Source organism: Calothrix sp. FACHB-168 (assembly GCF_963889195.1).
In the GTDB taxonomy this organism is placed as follows: Bacteria; Cyanobacteriota; Cyanobacteriia; order Cyanobacteriales; family Nostocaceae; genus Aulosira; species Aulosira anomala_A.
In genome coordinates this window covers 273,190-290,303 of record NZ_CAWPNJ010000030.1, presented here as the reverse complement: position 1 = coordinate 290,303, position 17,114 = coordinate 273,190, and the positions used below count along the sequence as shown (strand labels likewise).

Genomic DNA, 17,114 nt, shown 5'->3' with positions numbered 1-17,114 from the left:
ATAAATTTAGGTATTTAGCAGAATTAACAGTATTTCTTTAGTAAGCTTTTTCAGTGAATTTATCATCAATAGCATGTTAGGCAATATTTTTTATCAAAAAATATTGATTTCTTTAATTAATTTTTATAAATAAAATCCGGTTAATTAATAGCTACTATTATTAAATACTATTCATTAATTCGATGGCGAGGTATTTGCGAAAAATGTTTCACAGCCCATTCATGCATTGCAGTGAGAATTGGTTGTAAGCTTTGCCCTAGAGGCGTGAGTGAATATTCGACTTTGGGAGGGATTTGGGGGTAAACTTCACGATGAATTATGCCATCATCTTCCATTTCTCTAAGTTGCTGAGTTAGCATCTTTTGCGTAATTCCTGGTAAAGCACGCTGTAATTCGCCAAAGCGTTTTACCCCTGCCATTAATTCTCGAATAATTAAGACTTTCCAACGTCCACCAATTATTTCTAATGTAATTTCTACTTCGCAGGTTAATCTGGTATCGTTGTCTGCTTTTGGTTCCATAGTTTTGTCATTAGTTATTACTTAGAGACGCGATGAACCCTTGTCTGTACAATTGTCATTTGTCATTTGTCCTTAGTTGATAAATTATTGGTGTAGGGGTTAATTATGACCTACCTGTGATTGTGAATGCAGCCCAGTAATAAGGATGGGAATATAGCTTTTGCTCTGGGGGAAGTTTACTGCTTCTATACATTTGTGTGGCTACATGCGTCCTAATTCTTAAATCTTCGGGATGTAAATTATTTAGTAAATCTTCGTACCATTGAGTTAATTCTCTAGCTGTGAGTTCTCGTAACCAAGCTGTGACTTCAGCTAAGGTAGTAGCGGCTGATTTATTTGGTTGTAGTCGGCGATAAAATTCGACAATGGCTAAATCATTGGCGATTGATTCGACAGTCCAAAGCGTACTAATAACTTGGGAGGCTCCACTACTAAGAAAACCATGCACTAAACTTACATATTCGCTATTAATTGAATAATTGTGATTAGTGATAGTTTCACAAGCTGATAAATTAACTAAATTGTAACTGACTAAAGATTGTTGATAGATTTCTTCTAAAGTCAGTTTATCTGTATCTGTTAACGCTAATTCTGATTTTTTCGGTTCGCTAGCATTGTGAATTATCGACCCGGTAAAATGAAAAATATTATATTCATCTTCCAAGGCATTCTGAACAGTATTTTTATTAGCTTGTCCTCCCTGAATTCGGTGAGAATTGGGGAACATTTGGCTAACAATTTCGGCTTGTAGTTTGGCAAATTTCAGGGGCGGATAATCGGCGGTGTGGGGATTTTCGACGCTGAGGAATAGTTGCGTATTTCTATCTCCGATATTTGCTGATTTTCCTGTTAATCCCGTGTAGACACTAGGCAAATAGCTAATAGTAAAATTCGCCTGTATATTCAATAATTCTGGTGATATAGCCGGATTTTCAAACAGTACATGGAGAGGCAATTTTTGTAAATCGCGGTGGGGAATTAAAATCAGATGGCTAATACCTTCAAGTTCTTGAATAATACTAGAGATATTCAGGATATCTTGTAATGCTAATAGCCTTTGTCCCATATCCATGCGCCAGGAATGGTTACTTTGATTTTGTTTATCGGCAGTATGGCTACAATATTCCTGATATTGTTGATTCCAGTCTTCTAACCAAGATTCAAAGGCCAGGAAACGTCTCACGGCTTCGGGAAGGGGAACTTCGTGCAGCCGCATTGGGGTTTTACCTAAACTAAATACCCCTGTATCTTGCATGGGGGTAAATATGAGGATAGGTGACGGAGCCTGATCTTTGAGGACGAATGTATGTAAGGCGGCTGGGCTAATATGCCAGTAAATAATTGCTGTTTGGGGATTTAGTAGTTGCTGAACTTGAGGATAGCTGAGGACATCAATCTGATTTTGCCAACCTGCAAGCTGCCAATTTAAACAAGCGTTTTTGCCTTGTTCGGCAATTTCCCAGGCTTCGATTAAGTCGCCGTAATCTACAGCTAAATCAACGATTAATTGTCTCAAGCCGGCAAATTTTAAAGCTAGCTGTTTTTTACTGTCATCGGGACGGGTGGGATCGCTGACTAACTGTTGTAATAACTCGCTACCATATTGCAGAAATTCTTGGGCTTGTGCTGTTTGTCCTAAACCAACTAAAGTTTTGGTGAGGTATTGTAAGACTTCTAAATGTAATTGGGGAAAGTCTTCGCTGGTGAGGGTTAATAGGGCTTGATTATATTCAGCTACGGCTTTTTGCCAATGACTGCGGGTGGGGGAATGTTTCTTACCCTGATCGTAATGACTATTAGCCATTGCTAAATGCAATCTTCCCCAACCTTCGGGATGAGTATCGGGACGAACATATTTCAAGCCGGCTTCGTAGCTAGCTAATTTACCTTCATAACCACTTTGTTTTAAAGCAGAATTTTTGGCGGTGATGTTAGTAAATAAACCAGACAACGCATCAGGATTATTAATATGACCGGCGGCTGTTCCGCGTCCAATCCAAGCTTCCCAATAGTCAGCTTTAATTTGTAAAGCGCTGTCATAGGAAGCGATCGCTTCGGTATATTTTTCTAAATAAAATAAGGCTACGGCCTGGTTATACCAAGCTACATGGAAGTCTGGTTTAATGGCGATCGCTTTGCGATAGGAATCGATGGCTTCTTCACGGCGGCCTAAATTATCTAAAGCTACGCCTCGGTTATACCAAGCTAGATAAAAATCAGCATGAATTGACAGTGCTTTATCCCAAGAAGCGATCGCTTCTGACCATTGTCCTAAATTAAACAGGACTACGCCCCGGTCAATCCAGACTTCATAATAATTCGGTTCAATTTCTAAGGCTTTATCATAGGAGGCGATCGCTTCTTGATATTGTTCGCTCACACCCAAGGCGATACCCCGGTAATACCAATTTTCTGGATCTAGTGGTTGTAATACTAGGGCTTGGTCGTAACTAGCGATCGCTTCCCATAATTGCCCTAATTTCATTAGTGCTAAACCCCGACTAGACCAAGCTTCGGGGAAATCTGGCTTCAGGGCGATGACTTGCTCAAAGGAAGTGACAGCTGCTGCAAAGTCTCCTAATTCACCGAGAATCCCCCCGCGATTATACCAAGCTTTGTGAAAATCGGGCTTGAGTTCAATGGCGCAGTCGTAGGAGGCGATCGCTTCGGTAAAGTTTTCTAAATGAAACAATGTCAAAGCCCGATTAAACCAATATTCGTAAGCATCGGGTTTAATTTCAATAGCGGCGTTATAAGATGCGATCGCCCCGGCTAAATCTCCCGTTCTGGCTTGCTGAAGACCTTGGTAAAACCAAGCTTGGGCGCGGTCGATTTTCGGCTGGGGAATGATTTGGGAATTTTGCCGTTGAATTGCTAGTTCTGAAGCTAGTTCTTGGACTAAAGAAGTACTTTGATCCAATCTCACTAACAACTCATCAAAGGCTTGGGCGACGCTGGGTTCTAATTTGTTTAAGGATGTATCCCATGTCCCGGTTTCTGATGGTGGCTGGCTGGGGGTTTCTGGCGGTGGCGTTAAGCTGTTGTTGTCCCTAGCTTGGGTATGGCTAGGTTCTGGTGTAGGTGGATTTTGTTTGGCTACTTCTGGAGGCGGAGTCTGTCTTGATTCTTGTCTTGGGGGATTTTGTTTGGTTACTTCTGGAGGCGGAGTCTGTCTTGATTCTTGTCTTGGGGGATTTTGTTTGGTTACTTCTGGTTGCGGAGTCTGTCTTGATTCTGGTTTCGCCGGATTCAGGTTAGTAATTGGCGTGGTAGGTTCATTCTCTGGTGCATCTGGCTCAGAGAACAAATCGAATAAGTTAGCGATTTCATCATCATCACCCGGATCGAGCAGAGTTGGGTGTCTGGGGATTTCTACGGTATCTTCTGCTTGATATTCCCAGACAACTTCTCCAAAGTTACCTGTCCAGGTTTCCTCAACGGTATTCATTTCCGGGATGGGGAGGATTTCCGTCTCATCGTCGTCATAATCCCACAAGCGATCGCCCAAGTTCCGGATTAATTCTTGACCTGGAGAGTTTAAGTGGTTATTTTCTGGTCTACTGCTGTCCATTGCTCTATGCTGATGTCGATCTGGCTCTTCAATCTCTTCATACTCTGTAGCTGAGTTGCGCTTTAAGAGGCTCAGACCAATGTCATAAGCAAGGTCACCGATTCTCCCAATTCCCAATTCACCCAGCTGAATCAGTCGTGCTGCTAACTGATGGTTAGGTGCAGGTGAATTTAATAATCTTTCACCAAAGCTCAATAGCCAATCTATCCAGCGCTCATCAGGAATGCGATGTTCCATGCGTTCCAGGTACTTCAGCGCCCACTGTCTACCTCTTGCTTGTTGCACGCCTTCTAGCAACTGTGTAAATAACAGTTCTAAATCCGCATTAGTCAGTTCGGGTGGTGCATTATTTGCCAACCCGTAACCTCTGACAGCATTTATAGAGCCAGCTTTCTGACTGCTAAAAGGATGCTGCTGAAATAACTTTTTAAGCCACTGAAATAGACGCCTGAGCATCTGTCACACTCTTGGATTTTGTTTAACCTAGATTGTAGCCATCGTTGTGTTAAAAAGATCGTCAATTACGTAAAAAGCTACTATTAACTTGAAAAAAAGTTGGGCAATGCGTAATCTACGGATCGGTTATTGTAAATCAGTTAGGTAATTTATTACCTCAACTGAGGTGAGCATATCAGCGAATTCTTGGCAGTGGCAATATTGTTTTGCTTTTGAGTTACAAAGTCAAGATTCGCTGTATTCTGTTGCCTCTTGATTAGCAGCATGATACTGATTAATCAATGCTTGAATAATCACTTGTGGATCTTTGGTTTCCAGTCCCAGCTGTTCGGCTATTTGCTCGGCTAAGGTTTCATCCTGCTGCATCATCATAAATAATTGTTCTAAGGTGACTGTTTGGTAATCTCCCTCAGCAGAATTATCGCCTGGATCTGGGATATTGGATACCGGGTCACTTTCGGGAACTGATGCAGTACTGACAGTATCTACCCCAGCGTATTCCCAAATTGGCTCACCTTGATTACGGGTTAACAGTTCCATCCCAATTTCGTAGGCGACATCACCCACTTCACCCACGCCTAAATCGCCCAGTTGTACTAACCGCGAAGCTAATTCATTATTGGGTGTAGGAGCAGCGAGTAATTTTTGTTGTAATTGGCGCAACCACTCAACCCAGCGTTGAGTAGAAATGCGATGTTCAATATTATGTAACCACTTGATAGCCCATGCTTGACCCTTTGCTTGATGTACTCCTTCTAAAAGTTCGTTGAATAGAAATTCGAGATCCGTATCGCTTAGTTGTGGTGGTGGTTCCTTGGGCACATCTCTCCTAACTGAAGAGCGGCTGGATTTCCCACCAAACAAGCTCTGAAAAAAATTTTTCAGCCACTGAATTAGCCGCTTAAGCATCTGCCGCACCATTGAGTATGATTTACCCTAAGATTGTAGCGATCGCAATTTACTATAGCTTTAATTTTCCGGAAAAACTTCCTCTTGCTTAGGCTACAATCCCAAACTTGAGGAATGCTCTCTAGTAGATTTGGGATCTGGGTAGTTTACCAGATATGTCGCCACATATACAGCACTAGAAAAAAACTCAGGCTGATTCATCTACTTAAAGAAAATAGTGTATAATATACAACCCTGGAACTTTTAAAGCTTGCCCTTGTCTGATATAATTGATTTATGACCACAGTTAAAGCCCCCTGGGGTTATGTACAAATGTGGCAGAAATAGTGCTATAAGAAAGCAGCAAATTGAAAATCGTACAACTGAGTCACAATTACCAATATAAAAATACTGTACTAACTGTTAAACAGTAGTTCACCGATTTGGAAACAATTATTTGGGTTCCCAAAGCAGCCTCTCGTGGGAAGAAGCAAGAATATTCCTTGAGAGTAGGATTTGGTTAACCCTAGTTTTGTGCTGTCCTCACCACCCTAGCTCACGTTTAAACCGCAAAATATCCTGATTTTAGAAGCCCAAACTCGACTGGGTGCTGCAATTTTATGTCTTACGAACCCCTGCACCACAAGTATCGCCCAAAGAGTTTTGCTGAACTAGTGGGACAAGAGGCGATCGCTACTACCCTCACTAACGCGATTCGCACAGCGAAAATCGCTCCAGCTTATTTATTTACTGGCCCTAGAGGCACAGGTAAAACTTCTAGCGCCCGGATTCTCGCCAAATCGCTCAATTGTCTTCAAAGTCCGCAACCAACAGCAGAACCCTGTGGTTTGTGCGATGTTTGTCAGGGAATTACTAAAGGCTATTCCTTAGATGTGATTGAAATCGACGCCGCCAGCAATACTGGCGTTGATAATATTCGGGAAATTATTGAAAAAGCCCAGTTTGCCCCTGTACAGTGTCGTTACAAAGTTTACGCCATCGACGAATGCCATATGCTCAGTACCCAGGCATTCAATGCGTTACTTAAGACACTAGAAGAACCACCTAAACACGTAGTTTTTGTCTTGGCGACAACCGATCCCCAGCGAGTATTGCCAACTATTATTTCTCGCTGTCAAAGGTTTGATTTTAGACGCATAGATTTAGAGGCGATGATTAAGCACTTAAGTGCGATCGCCAGCAAAGAAAACATTAACATTAACCTAGAAGCCGTCACCTTAGTGGCGCAACTTGCCCAGGGAGGATTACGGGACGCCGAAAGCCTACTCGATCAATTAGGACTATTAGCCGGTGAAATCACCCCAGAAAAAGTTTGGGATTTAGTCGGTTCTGTAAGCGAACGAGACTTATTAGTTTTGCTAGATGCGATCGCTCAAGATCATGCAGAAGCAGTTCTCGACTGTACCCGCAATATCCTCAATCGTGGGCGAGAACCCCTGACGATTTTGCAAAATCTCGCCGCTTCTTATCGCGATTTACTAATTGCGAAAACTGCACCCAACCGCCAAGATTTAATTGCTTGTACTCAGCAAACTTGGCAAGGATTGATTGCATTAGCCCAAAAGCTAGATATCAGCATTATTTTGGCAGGACAGAAACATTTACGGGAAGCCGAATTTCAAATTAAAAACACTACCCAGCCGCGTTTGTGGTTAGAGGTGACATTACTAGGCTTATTACCTAGCGCTCATATTCCCGTACAAGCCACTTACCAAGCACCAAGAATCAATACACCAGCAGTCTTACCCTCATCTCCCCCAGTTGTTCCCGTCTCCCTACCAGCAAACAACATCTCTGCTATCAAGACAACTGTATCACCCACTACAGAAAGGATTGCTCATTCTCAACCAGCAGCAGAACCACAGCCAGCGAACCCGCCTGTAGAATCTGTCACGCCAGTATCATCCGTACAGGAAATTGTCGATACGGCATCTGCGGATTTTACGCAAATGTGGCAGCAGGTACTCAATAATATTGCTCAGATACCAAGAAGAGAATTGCTGAGGCAAATGTGCCATCTGATTGAATTTGACGGCGTTTACGCCCGTGTAGGCGTGAAAGCCGCATGGCATAAAAAAGTACAGTCAGACTTGCAAATAATTACAGCAGCTTTCCAGCAAACCTACCAAAAGGAAGTAACAGTCAGTATCGAAGTGGGTACGCCGGGAACTGCTACGCCAGTCAAGCGCGAAGTTGCAAGTAACAATGGCGCACCGATTGTGAAGCAGCCAACGCCATCAAGTTACGAGAGACAAACGCCACCGCCCATACCAGCACCAGTACAGCCACCATCGACACCAGCACCAGCAAAAACTGAGCCAGTAGCTAAAAATAATAACGGCGTCAAAACTGTGCCACCGCAACCAGCGCCAACAGTAGCGCCAACAGTGATTAATGATTGGGAAACAGATGAAGTTGCGATCGCTGCCCAAAGATTAGCAGAATTTTTTCAAGGACAAGTCATCCGCTTATCCGATGATGGTATGGGTTTTGCCGATACTGTGGCTGAATCTGATGTGCTTGAGGAATCAGATTTAGATGATGAATAGAAGGGAAGGAGGATAAGGGAAGGGGGACAAGGAGGACAAGAAATTTTGGATTTTGGATTTACGATTTTGGATTGGAATTCAATCTAAAATCCAAAATCTAAAATCTAAAATTGTTTCCCATGCCCCATGCCCAATGCCCCATGCCCTATTACGCTTTATGCGCCCCTGTATGCACAGTTTTCACCCATTTTAGGCGTTTTGGACGGAAGGACATCCGCGCTGTAGTACTGCTCATAACTACCAACCAGTGCAACATATATATAGTGCCGCGTATGGTTTGCAGCAGTAACGCTAAATATGTGGAAAACTGGAATTTTTGCCCTTGATGAATCCGTCTTAAACCGGTCAACATCCCCAACATAGAGAGGCTAACAGACAAAGTTGTGATGGGGCCTAACATGGGTAGACGATGACGAGCGATCGCCATTAATAAATCTGGAATTGTGGCAGTAGGTAAAATGTACATAATCAGCATGAAGCTGAATAAATCCCAGGTTTTACGCACTCCTAAGCGATTTCTTAAGAGTAAATCCCAGTAATCTAAATAGCGCTGATATCCACCTTCTGCCCAACGGTTGCGTTGATGCCAAAGAGCGATCGCATTGGTGACACCTTCTTCTTGTACGGCTGGGGAAAAGACACATTCAATATCCCAGTCGTCTAGATGTAAGCGCAAGGTTAAATCTAAATCATCAGTAATGGTTTCTTCGTTCCAGCCACCGCAACTAGTTAAAGCTGCACGCCGGACAAATTGACCATTTCCTCGCAATTCGCCAATCCCACCTAAAGCAGTTCGCTGTTGCTGAAAATAGGTATCCAGGGCCATCTCCGCCATTTGCCCTTTCGTCCAAAAATTTTCCTTGGCATTGGCGATCGCTTTTCGCACCTGCACCGCCCCTACCTTTTCTCTTTGGAATAAAGGTACTACCTCCTGCAACAAGTCCGGTGCAACTTGGGCATCAGCATCAAACACGGCGATAATATCACCCTTCGTCAGTGGCAAAACTTGATTTAATGCCCCTGACTTACCGCCTGTAGCTTGGGCGGAACGGCGGAGGATCTTTAATTGTTTGTATTCCTTAGCTAATTCTGCAAGTAATTGCGGCGTGCTGTCACTGCTGTTATCGTCAATTATCCAGAGTTCGTACTTGTGTTCTGGATAATCCAGACTACAAAGATTCTTGACTAATCTGCCAATTACTGCTTCTTCATTCTTCGCTGACACTAAAACAGATACAGAAGGTAATTCTCCCTCTATTCGTTGAGGATGACGGCGGGGTCTGGCAAATACCACCTCCAAAGCGTGAATACCCAGAATAGTGGTTAATCCCAGTACGAATGAAAAACCCCAGGAAACTAAATGCAGAGCGATGGTGATGCTCCAGACTAGAGTTAAAACTAGAGCTGCTTTGCGTCTGCGTCCTTGAAACCGGAATGGTAGAAACAAAGGTTCTGTCTCTACTACTAGCTCCTCAGTGGCTGAAAGGTCAGACAACAGAGAATTGAGCGGAGCAAGCTCATTACTAGAATCTTCTTCGGGCCAGAAATTCGCTGGCATAGGTTACTTGATTCAAAAACCACTATTGTTCTACGCCTGTAAAGAAGCTGAGAATCAGGTAACACTAAACTGTACAACCTTGAGCTAGCCCTAAGATTGGCAGTAATTTCTTACCTTTGCTAACTCGCTATCGAGTCAGGAGAATTGCTCTTTAGTAGCAACTCTAGTTTAGGTAGAGCGATCGCCAAGTAGCAACAGCTAGTTGTTGAGAGAATTCACAATAACAGCCTCTATCCCTAGATAGAAGAGATTTTTGATTGTTATTGCTCTCAGCTTCCCTAAAAGCTAATGCAGCCCCATTGTACCCGACATTCACATATTTCTTAACAGTAACTTTATTGGTCATTGGTCATTTGTCATTTGTCAGTTGTCAGTTGTCAATAGTCATTTTTCCTCCGGTCACTGAGCGCAGCCGAAGTGTGTCCCCCTTGTCTCCCTTCCCTTGTCCCCCTTCCCTAACTTCAAGACAGCCAATCACGGGAAAAACCCATAAACCTCGCCATAAAAATATGTCTTTCCATGCCCCATGCCCAATGCCCCATGCCCAATTTCCAGTTAGCGAAAAGAAAATGTGTAAACTAAAATTTTTTGGGAATACTTAGTATTGAAACCTACTTAATCCCTTGATAAAAGTAGTGGTGAGGAGTTCCCTACCCCTACAATCCCAGACCTTTATATAACTTGAGGCATATTTAACAATGTCTATTGAGCAACTCCAACCAGCCAGCGCCCAACAAGCAAGTGTTTATTTACCCTATATTCAAGGTACTAAGCGTAACTTCTTACCCTATGCCATCAGTCTTTATCAAAAAGGCGTTTTAGAAGGACATCGCAAAATTGAGGCCAGTGATAATATTCCCTTTGTCGCCACATGGAATGTTGCTAGTCTACCTTCAGACCTGACCCGTTGCCGAATGCAGTTTGATGGCGACGCCGATCTCAGCTACGAGATCATTCTCGCCAGTTCTGAGTTCGTCAGTTTTTTAATTGAATTGATGGACAACTATAAACGCAATCGCCTGACAGATTTTTCTCAAGCTTTCTATCGCAAACTGCTGCGTGTAGATGATTAAATCTACCTCAGGCTGACAATTGCCCAATTGTAGATGTTAATGGTCAATTAGCTAACAGTAGGCTTAATTCCAAGCCATTGTTTGTACTGGAAATTTGGACAATCACTCCTAATAAATGAAGTTGCTGACAACAGCGATCGCCCTTGTTCGACCTAAAATTAGAAAACACCAAGCTGGGTTCTACTTCCTTTTGAATTTAGGAGTGCATGTGTGCCAAAATCCGCGAAATATTTGCTGATCGGATCGACTGAGACTTATAGCGGTAAATCGGCTACAGTTTTGGGTTTGTCTCATCAGTTAAAGCAAACAGGACTGGATATCTCCTACGGCAAACCTTTAGGTACCACTTTTCATGTATCTGTGGGTAACGTTTTTGAGGAAGATGTCCAGTTCATTGCCCATAGCCTTAACTTGAGCGAAAATCGGGTGACACCGACAATGTTGGCTTTGGATGAAGTAACTGTGCAAAAACGCTTGCTTGGCGAAGATAAAACTGATTATCAACAGTCCTTAATCCAGCAATATTTGCCCGTATCTAGGGGAGATTTGGTGTTGCTAGAAGGGCCTGGAGATTTAGAAGAAGGTAAGTTATTTAACTTATCTTTGCCACAAGTAGCTGAAGTATTAGACGCAAGTGTATTGTTAGTAGCACGCTACAAATCTTTGCTTTCAGTTGAACCTCTATTATCTGCCAAGCAACGTATAGGCGATCGCTTGCTCGGCGTTGTCATTAATGATATTCCTAACGACAAATTAGAATCTGCCAGAAATATATTGCGGCCGTTCTTAGAGCAGCAGGGCATTCCTGTGTTAGCAATGCTACCAAAAAGCGACTTACTCCGCAGCGTCAGCGTTGGCGAACTAGTGAAGCAGCTAAAAGCCGAAGTTCTCTGTCGTAGCGATCGCTTAGATTTAATGGTGGAAAGTTTAGCCATTGGGGCGATGAATGTAAATTCTGCTGTTAAGTACTTCCGCAAACGCCGAAATATGGCAGTAGTCACCGGAGGCGATCGCGTCGAAATTCAGCAAGCAGCCCTAGAAACTTCTACCCAATGCCTGATTTTAACAGGACAACTACCACCGCCTGCGTTTATCCTCAATCGTGCTGAGGAACTAGAAATTCCCATTTTATCTGTTGATTTAGATACCCTCACCACAGTAGAAATTGTCGATCGCACCTTCGGACAAGTGCGCGTCCACGAACCAATCAAGGTAGAGTACATTCGTCAGTTAATGAGCGAGCATTTTGACCTAGAACGCCTGTTATCTAAACTCGGCTTAAGCCCAGCCGCCGCCTTACCTTAGCCAGCCTGAGGGGGGAAGGGGGACAAGGAGGACAAGGAAGACGATTGTACAGACGCGATTAATCGCGTCTCTAACCAATGCCCCATGCCCAATGCCCAATGCCCAATGCCCAATGCCCAATGCCCAATGCCCAATGCCCAATGCCCATTAACAATATCTAACTGAAGTAAGCTTCGCACTTACACGCTCTTTGGTAAAATATCTTGGTCGTTTCATCTCATGATGTCCATCTTTGAGTCAGTCAATAGACCTTATTAACCTCGATACATTAGCGCAAGAACTGGCGACAATCCAGCAAACAGGTTCTAAACGAATTGCCTTGCTGGGTTCCCGTCACGTTCCCATTACGCACCAAAATCTTATTGAAATGATGACCTATGCCTTAGTTTTATCAGGCAACCGGGTCATCACTTCTGGAGCTACAGGTACCAATTCTGCCGCTATTAAAGGCGCGATGCGGGCTGATCCTAATTTGTTGACGGTGATTCTACCCCAAAGCTTAGAACGCCAGCCCAATGAATCGCGTCAGCAGCTAGAACTGGTAATGCACCTGGTAGAAAATCCGAGTAACGATAATCTGTCCCTTGCTGAAGCGAGTTACATTTGCAACAAAGAGATTGTTTCTCGTTGTCAGCAACTTATTTGCTTTGCGTTTCACGACAGTCGCACTCTGCTGCAAACTTGTAAAGATGCAGAAGAACAAAGAAAAGTGGTGACGCTTTTCTACTTTGACTAGCGTGAGGCTGGGTCGGCATGAGTTTAGTTACTAAAGCAAAACTACAGATTGTTTATGGGTGATAGGTTCCGCTAATTGCCCATAAACGACAATTAATGGTATTTTATGGATTTGGTTGATGACGTAATGACATCCGCCTATTTTGCTGCGCTTTTTTAGGCGATCGCAAAGGAGGAATAGAGGATAGGCTAGTAATTACCGATTTACTCATCCCCCATCCCTATTTCAGATCCAACAATAAAAATTCAACGCTGCGCTATGGCTTCTAATTATTCCTTTGACATTGTGAGTGACTTTGACCGACAAGAAATGGTCAATGCTGTCGATCAAGTTGTACGAGAAATCAAAGGCCGTTACGACCTCAAAGATACTGCGACTACTGTTGAGTTAGGTGAGGAAAGTATTGACGTTAATACTGACAGTGAGTTTACTTTAGATTCTGTACACGGTATTCTGCGAGAAAAAGCTGCTAAACGAAATCTTTCTCAGAAAATTTTTGATTTTGGCAAAGTTGAATCCGCTAGTGGTAACCGCGTGCGCCAAGAAATCAAACTTAAAAAAGGTATCAGTCAAGATACCGCCAAACAAATTTCTAAATTGATTCGAGATGAATTTAAAAAAGTTCAAGCTTCGATTCAAGGTGATGCTGTGCGAGTAACTGCTAAATCTAAAGATGAATTGCAAGCTGTAATTCAACGCTTGAAACAAGAAGATTTACCTGTAGCTTTGCAGTTTACAAATTATCGTTGAATCATCTTGATTTTATGCTTTAACTTTTTATAGCTCCCCGACTTCTTAAAGAAGTCGGGGAGCTATAGTAAATTAGGATTTTTTAAAAATAAAGCTGTTACGTAAAAATTCCAGGTTTTTTACTGCTAATCTCACTACAAATATTTTCGAGAATTTCTCAAATTTATAGTTAAATAGTAAATCCATGATTTCATGAATATTCAAAAACTTTAAATAGCTAATTGACCTATCTACTATTGTGTCGCTATCTAATAAATATTTCTTGAGTCCTAGCTTTTCAGAAATTAGCCATTTTTTGTAAAATATTTTGTACATTTCTTTTTGATAATATTGAAAATCTGAGGATTGATTATCTAAATATTTGGCAATATATTTAACAGCTACTTCAGCGCTTAACATACCATGTCTAATGCCTTCTCCAGCTAAAAAGTTAACTGTAGAAACGGCATCACCTATAGCAATAATATTGTTGCTGTAATACTTATCTTGCAATCCCTGGCTATATTTGAGGGTTGCGCCATGAATTTCCAGAAGTTGATAGTTTTTGGGTTGAATATAATCTTTAATAATTAATTCAATATAATATTTTATCGGTTCTAGCTTTTGAATATATTGATGTTTAGAATTTAATAATCCTGCACCTACTTTTAACTTATACTTCTCCATAAGAAATATCCAAGAATAGCCTTTAGAGGTTGTTTGAAAAGTTTTTGGCTGTATCTTCATACTAATCGATCCCCCCTACCCCCCTTTTTAAGGGGGGAAATACAATCAAAGTCCCCATTTTTAAGGGCAGGGCTGTTTCATTCGCTGGTGTTGGAAATTTGTCAAGAGGATAATCTCACGCATAGACGCGGAGCGGCTTCCCGCAGGGTAGGCGCAAAGACGCAAAGAAAAATCACGTATTTTGGGTAGAAGGCGCAAAAATTTTTGGCTAACATTGTGCGCTTGTTCTCAATTTTTGTCTCTTTGTATCTTGCAATTTTATCCATTTTAGGGAACGAAACAGCCCTGCTTTTTAAGGGGAGCCACTGCGTTGCGGGGGTTCCCCCCGTTGTAGCAAGTGGCGTGGATTTAGGGGGATCTAAAACTTTTTGCTACCAACGAAAGGACTTTTAAAACCTGCAAGATCCCCGACTTTTTGAAGAAGTCGGGGATATAATAAAATTGATTAAATGTTACAGAACTTTATGAGTGTGGGAATGTTGTTTAACGTTATCATCTTTAGTCACGACCCTAGCAGCATTTAACACGCGCTTGCGTTCAGTAGAGTAATTTAACTCTGTGTAGGTTGTACCCAAGGCAATGAGAGATTTTGTTACTTCACGGCGCTTATAGGTACGTGCTGCGGCAAATAGTCGGGTGACAAACTCATCTGCAAATTGAGCCGATTCGGGAAAGTTTGTTGGTGTTGAGAGTTGATCCCCATTCAGGATAGAGCCTAAATTTGTGGCTAAAGCAAATTTATATGAAGTGGGAATTCCTTTCATAATTGCTTCTAAAGCTGCTGAGGGTATGGGTTCAATGACTTCGACTTGATGAATTTCGCCATCTTCCTTCACAAAGCATGTAGCCAAGCCAAGCACAATGTAATCGTCAGCAGTTAAATCGGGAGACTCAGGGTAAGAAATTGCAACTGTCATAAGAAAATTTTCTCAAAACTTAAAAGTCAGATTAAGGAACTAGCAGCTGGAACCGTTAGATGCGAATCTATAAGGAGACAAGGCAACGGGGATCAACCTCATATCTCAAGCTAGGATATTCGCACCTGAATTGTTGTTTTTCTTGACGGTTTTCGTCATTTGCTTGAGAATAATTGCTCCAACAGGAAAACAGGGTTACCCATTCTGAGCATTGCCTTGTTCCTGGGTGCGCTGCGTTATATCTCATCAACGGCTTGTTGGCATTCTACCAAGTTGTCGCTCTCACTACTTGACTACTCTGGGAGATTGATATTTGCTTTTTCTGGAATTTAACCTGGGGATGAGGTATCTATGATGAGATTGGATCGTTAATTGTTTGTATGAGATAAAGTTTTTCTATGGTTGTGGTTGTAATTATTAAGTAATTATAGACACCCTAAGAACTGACATATCCGACTAACTACCAGCACAATAATAACTATATTTTGATTTCAAAAACCAAGTATATACGGCAGGACAGTATGAGTAATAACTCCTATCTAGCTTTTGGAGATAAGCAAAACAACTTATGCGATATTGTATCAAATACAACTAAAAATTTTAGAGATGATTTAGATCTAGAAGATAGCGATTTACGCTCATGTGCTTTGAGATTGGCGCAGAAAGGTGATTATAGTCAAGCGATCGCACTTTTAAGCCAACTGATCCGCCGTCACCCGCAAAACGCGATTGATTATAACAACCGAGGGCTGATTTACTTTCAAAGTGGCGAAACCCAAAAGGCTTTTTGTGACTACAACACAGCACTACAAATTAATCCGGCTTTGGCTAGTGCTTATAATAACCGCGCCAACTACTACGCTGCTTGTGGCAAATTAGCCGCAGCGATCGCTGATTACGATCGGGCGATTGATTTAAATCCTAGCCATGTCCGGGCGCGCATCAATAGAGGCATCACCTGGCGCGAATTAGGGCAATATGAGGAAGCAATTGAGAATTTTGATGTCGCCCTGCTTTTTGGGCAGCTAGAAGGTCATATCTGGGCTGAGAGAGGCAGAACTTATCATCTTTGGGGCGATTGGAATTGTGCGATCGCTGATTATCGTCGTGCTTTAACTCAACTCCCTGAAAGAAAAGATGCTCCTGGTTGGCGCTTACGCAGACAATTAGAAAATTGGTTAAACGAACTGCTATCTCCTGAACATCCTGATTCTTTAAGTTAGTCCGGCTTTGGACTGGTAAATCTAAATTATGAGTAGAGTATAGCGACCCTGTATAACTAATTGCGAATAAATGTTAATTAGTGTAGCTTGGCGACAATAACTATAACTGAAATATCATCCTGTTGACTGTTGACTGTTGACTGTTGACTTTTGACTTGTACTTTAAGGTGATGACTCAGATTGACTAGTAGCTTCTGTTGCATCTGGATTTATCAAGACGATTTGACGCTGAGACGGGTCAACTCGGTAGCTTTGTTGTTGCATAATAGATTTCGCCTGGGAGGGATCGAAGTTGCGATTAAATTTTGCTTGTAAAGCATTGACACGCCCTTCCATCTGCTTGAGTTCAGTCCGCATTTCTCGCAATTTATCTTGCTGTAACCAGTGATAGGGCAAAAGTTGCATGAGGGCGGAAACGGCTGCTGCGGATATCGCCAAATTAACTGCTATCTTGGCTGTCGCTTCTATAGCCATGACTTGATGCGATCGCTGGCGCAAATGACGCTTGGGGCGAGGTGTAACCCGGCGTTTCTGGATCGGTTGTACCGGCAGACTTGATGGTTGAATAGCGTTCATGATGGTAAAAAAGACCTCATAAATTCAAGCAGAACAGCGTGATACCAATTTAAAATTCAAAATTCAAAATTCAAAATTCAAAATTTAGAATTATGAAAGCTAGAGAACGCAAGGGTTTACCACTGCGTATCTTTCGCATTCTTGGTGCAAATTGGTAATAAAAGCCTACTTATTATAATTACGGCTTGATTTAGCTGCCATATTACTTCATTTTTTGCAAATTGCTACAGGTGTATCTTTGCAA

Annotated in this window: 14 protein-coding genes; 6 read left to right on the top strand and 8 right to left on the bottom strand. The window is 42.2% G+C overall.

The window, feature by feature from the left end; all coding sequences use genetic code 11:
- Positions 1 to 167: 167 nt before the first annotated feature.
- The 3 genes from AACW45_RS19375 to AACW45_RS19365 all read right to left on the bottom strand — a co-directional run bounded on the left by AACW45_RS19375 (position 168) and on the right by AACW45_RS19365 (position 5,457).
- On the bottom strand, positions 168 to 521 hold the full coding sequence (locus AACW45_RS19375) for a winged helix-turn-helix transcriptional regulator (protein WP_190628628.1): 354 nt from the start codon (positions 519 to 521) through the stop codon (positions 168 to 170).
- 103 nt (positions 522 to 624) lie between these two features.
- Entirely contained in the window at positions 625 to 4,548 is a 3,924-nt protein-coding gene (locus tag AACW45_RS19370; protein WP_190628625.1) for a CHAT domain-containing protein, read from the bottom strand.
- 225 nt (positions 4,549 to 4,773) lie between these two features.
- On the bottom strand, positions 4,774 to 5,457 hold the full coding sequence (locus AACW45_RS19365) for a hypothetical protein (RefSeq protein WP_190628766.1): 684 nt from the start codon (positions 5,455 to 5,457) through the stop codon (positions 4,774 to 4,776).
- A gap of 599 nt (positions 5,458 to 6,056) precedes the next feature.
- Between AACW45_RS19365 and AACW45_RS19360 the strand changes: the two genes are divergently transcribed.
- Complete coding sequence (locus AACW45_RS19360; protein ID WP_190628623.1) at positions 6,057 to 8,006, top strand: DNA polymerase III subunit gamma/tau; 1,950 nt, start codon at positions 6,057 to 6,059, stop codon at positions 8,004 to 8,006.
- A gap of 148 nt (positions 8,007 to 8,154) precedes the next feature.
- On the opposite strand, the gene AACW45_RS19355 is transcribed toward AACW45_RS19360, so the two are convergent.
- The gene (locus AACW45_RS19355) at positions 8,155 to 9,564 is read right to left on the bottom strand and encodes a glycosyltransferase (protein ID WP_190628621.1); all 1,410 of its coding nucleotides are present in this window, start codon (positions 9,562 to 9,564) and stop codon (positions 8,155 to 8,157) included.
- A 163-nt stretch (positions 9,565 to 9,727) separates the two neighbouring features.
- Positions 9,728 to 9,910: a hypothetical protein gene (locus tag AACW45_RS19350; protein ID WP_190628618.1), complete on the bottom strand. Its 183-nt coding sequence runs from the start codon at positions 9,908 to 9,910 to the stop codon at positions 9,728 to 9,730.
- Positions 9,911 to 10,262: 352 nt separating this feature from the next.
- Here AACW45_RS19350 and ebsA point away from each other — a divergent pair, with 352 nt between their 5' ends.
- The 4 genes from ebsA (at position 10,263) to AACW45_RS19330 (ending at position 13,428) form a co-directional block, all read left to right on the top strand.
- Entirely contained in the window at positions 10,263 to 10,637 is a 375-nt protein-coding gene (gene ebsA, locus AACW45_RS19345) for a type IV pilus biogenesis protein EbsA (protein WP_190628616.1), read from the top strand.
- A 210-nt stretch (positions 10,638 to 10,847) separates the two neighbouring features.
- Positions 10,848 to 11,942: a DRTGG domain-containing protein gene (locus tag AACW45_RS19340; RefSeq protein WP_190628613.1), complete on the top strand. Its 1,095-nt coding sequence runs from the start codon at positions 10,848 to 10,850 to the stop codon at positions 11,940 to 11,942.
- A 232-nt stretch (positions 11,943 to 12,174) separates the two neighbouring features.
- Complete coding sequence (locus AACW45_RS19335) at positions 12,175 to 12,678, top strand: DNA recombination-mediator protein A (RefSeq protein ID WP_096645971.1); 504 nt, start codon at positions 12,175 to 12,177, stop codon at positions 12,676 to 12,678.
- A 258-nt stretch (positions 12,679 to 12,936) separates the two neighbouring features.
- Positions 12,937 to 13,428, top strand: a complete 492-nt coding sequence (locus AACW45_RS19330) for a YajQ family cyclic di-GMP-binding protein (RefSeq protein ID WP_096645972.1) — start codon at positions 12,937 to 12,939, stop codon at positions 13,426 to 13,428.
- Positions 13,429 to 13,500: 72 nt separating this feature from the next.
- On the opposite strand, the gene AACW45_RS19325 is transcribed toward AACW45_RS19330, so the two are convergent.
- A complete protein-coding gene (locus AACW45_RS19325) occupies positions 13,501 to 14,154 on the bottom strand; it encodes a hypothetical protein (protein ID WP_190628611.1) in 654 nt (217 codons plus the stop codon).
- A 452-nt stretch (positions 14,155 to 14,606) separates the two neighbouring features.
- Positions 14,607 to 15,071 carry a hypothetical protein gene (locus AACW45_RS19320; RefSeq protein ID WP_190628609.1) on the bottom strand — a complete coding sequence of 155 codons (465 nt, stop codon included), beginning with the start codon at positions 15,069 to 15,071 and terminating at the stop codon, positions 14,607 to 14,609.
- A gap of 521 nt (positions 15,072 to 15,592) precedes the next feature.
- Between AACW45_RS19320 and AACW45_RS19315 the strand changes: the two genes are divergently transcribed.
- Positions 15,593 to 16,294, top strand: coding sequence for a tetratricopeptide repeat protein (locus tag AACW45_RS19315; RefSeq protein WP_190628607.1), 702 nt, complete (start codon positions 15,593 to 15,595; stop codon positions 16,292 to 16,294).
- Positions 16,295 to 16,456: 162 nt separating this feature from the next.
- Here AACW45_RS19315 and AACW45_RS19310 read toward each other — a convergent pair whose 3' ends face one another.
- The gene (locus AACW45_RS19310) at positions 16,457 to 16,870 is read right to left on the bottom strand and encodes a slr1601 family putative cell division protein (protein ID WP_190628604.1); all 414 of its coding nucleotides are present in this window, start codon (positions 16,868 to 16,870) and stop codon (positions 16,457 to 16,459) included.
- Positions 16,871 to 17,114 lie beyond the last annotated feature (244 nt).

Coding starts and splice junctions, on each gene's coding strand:
- AACW45_RS19330 (WP_096645972.1), top strand. CDS start 12,937: ATGGCTTCTAATTATTCCTTTGACATTGTGAGTGACTTTGACCGACAA.
- AACW45_RS19310 (WP_190628604.1), bottom strand. CDS start 16,870: ATGAACGCTATTCAACCATCAAGTCTGCCGGTACAACCGATCCAGAAA.
- AACW45_RS19320 (WP_190628609.1), bottom strand. CDS start 15,071: ATGACAGTTGCAATTTCTTACCCTGAGTCTCCCGATTTAACTGCTGAC.
- AACW45_RS19370 (WP_190628625.1), bottom strand. CDS start 4,548: ATGCTCAGGCGTCTATTTCAGTGGCTTAAAAAGTTATTTCAGCAGCAT.
- AACW45_RS19360 (WP_190628623.1), top strand. CDS start 6,057: ATGTCTTACGAACCCCTGCACCACAAGTATCGCCCAAAGAGTTTTGCT.
- AACW45_RS19315 (WP_190628607.1), top strand. CDS start 15,593: ATGAGTAATAACTCCTATCTAGCTTTTGGAGATAAGCAAAACAACTTA.
- AACW45_RS19350 (WP_190628618.1), bottom strand. CDS start 9,910: ATGACCAATAAAGTTACTGTTAAGAAATATGTGAATGTCGGGTACAAT.
- AACW45_RS19355 (WP_190628621.1), bottom strand. CDS start 9,564: ATGCCAGCGAATTTCTGGCCCGAAGAAGATTCTAGTAATGAGCTTGCT.
- AACW45_RS19325 (WP_190628611.1), bottom strand. CDS start 14,154: ATGAAGATACAGCCAAAAACTTTTCAAACAACCTCTAAAGGCTATTCT.
- AACW45_RS19375 (WP_190628628.1), bottom strand. CDS start 521: ATGGAACCAAAAGCAGACAACGATACCAGATTAACCTGCGAAGTAGAA.
- AACW45_RS19365 (WP_190628766.1), bottom strand. CDS start 5,457: ATGCTTAAGCGGCTAATTCAGTGGCTGAAAAATTTTTTTCAGAGCTTG.
- ebsA (WP_190628616.1), top strand. CDS start 10,263: ATGTCTATTGAGCAACTCCAACCAGCCAGCGCCCAACAAGCAAGTGTT.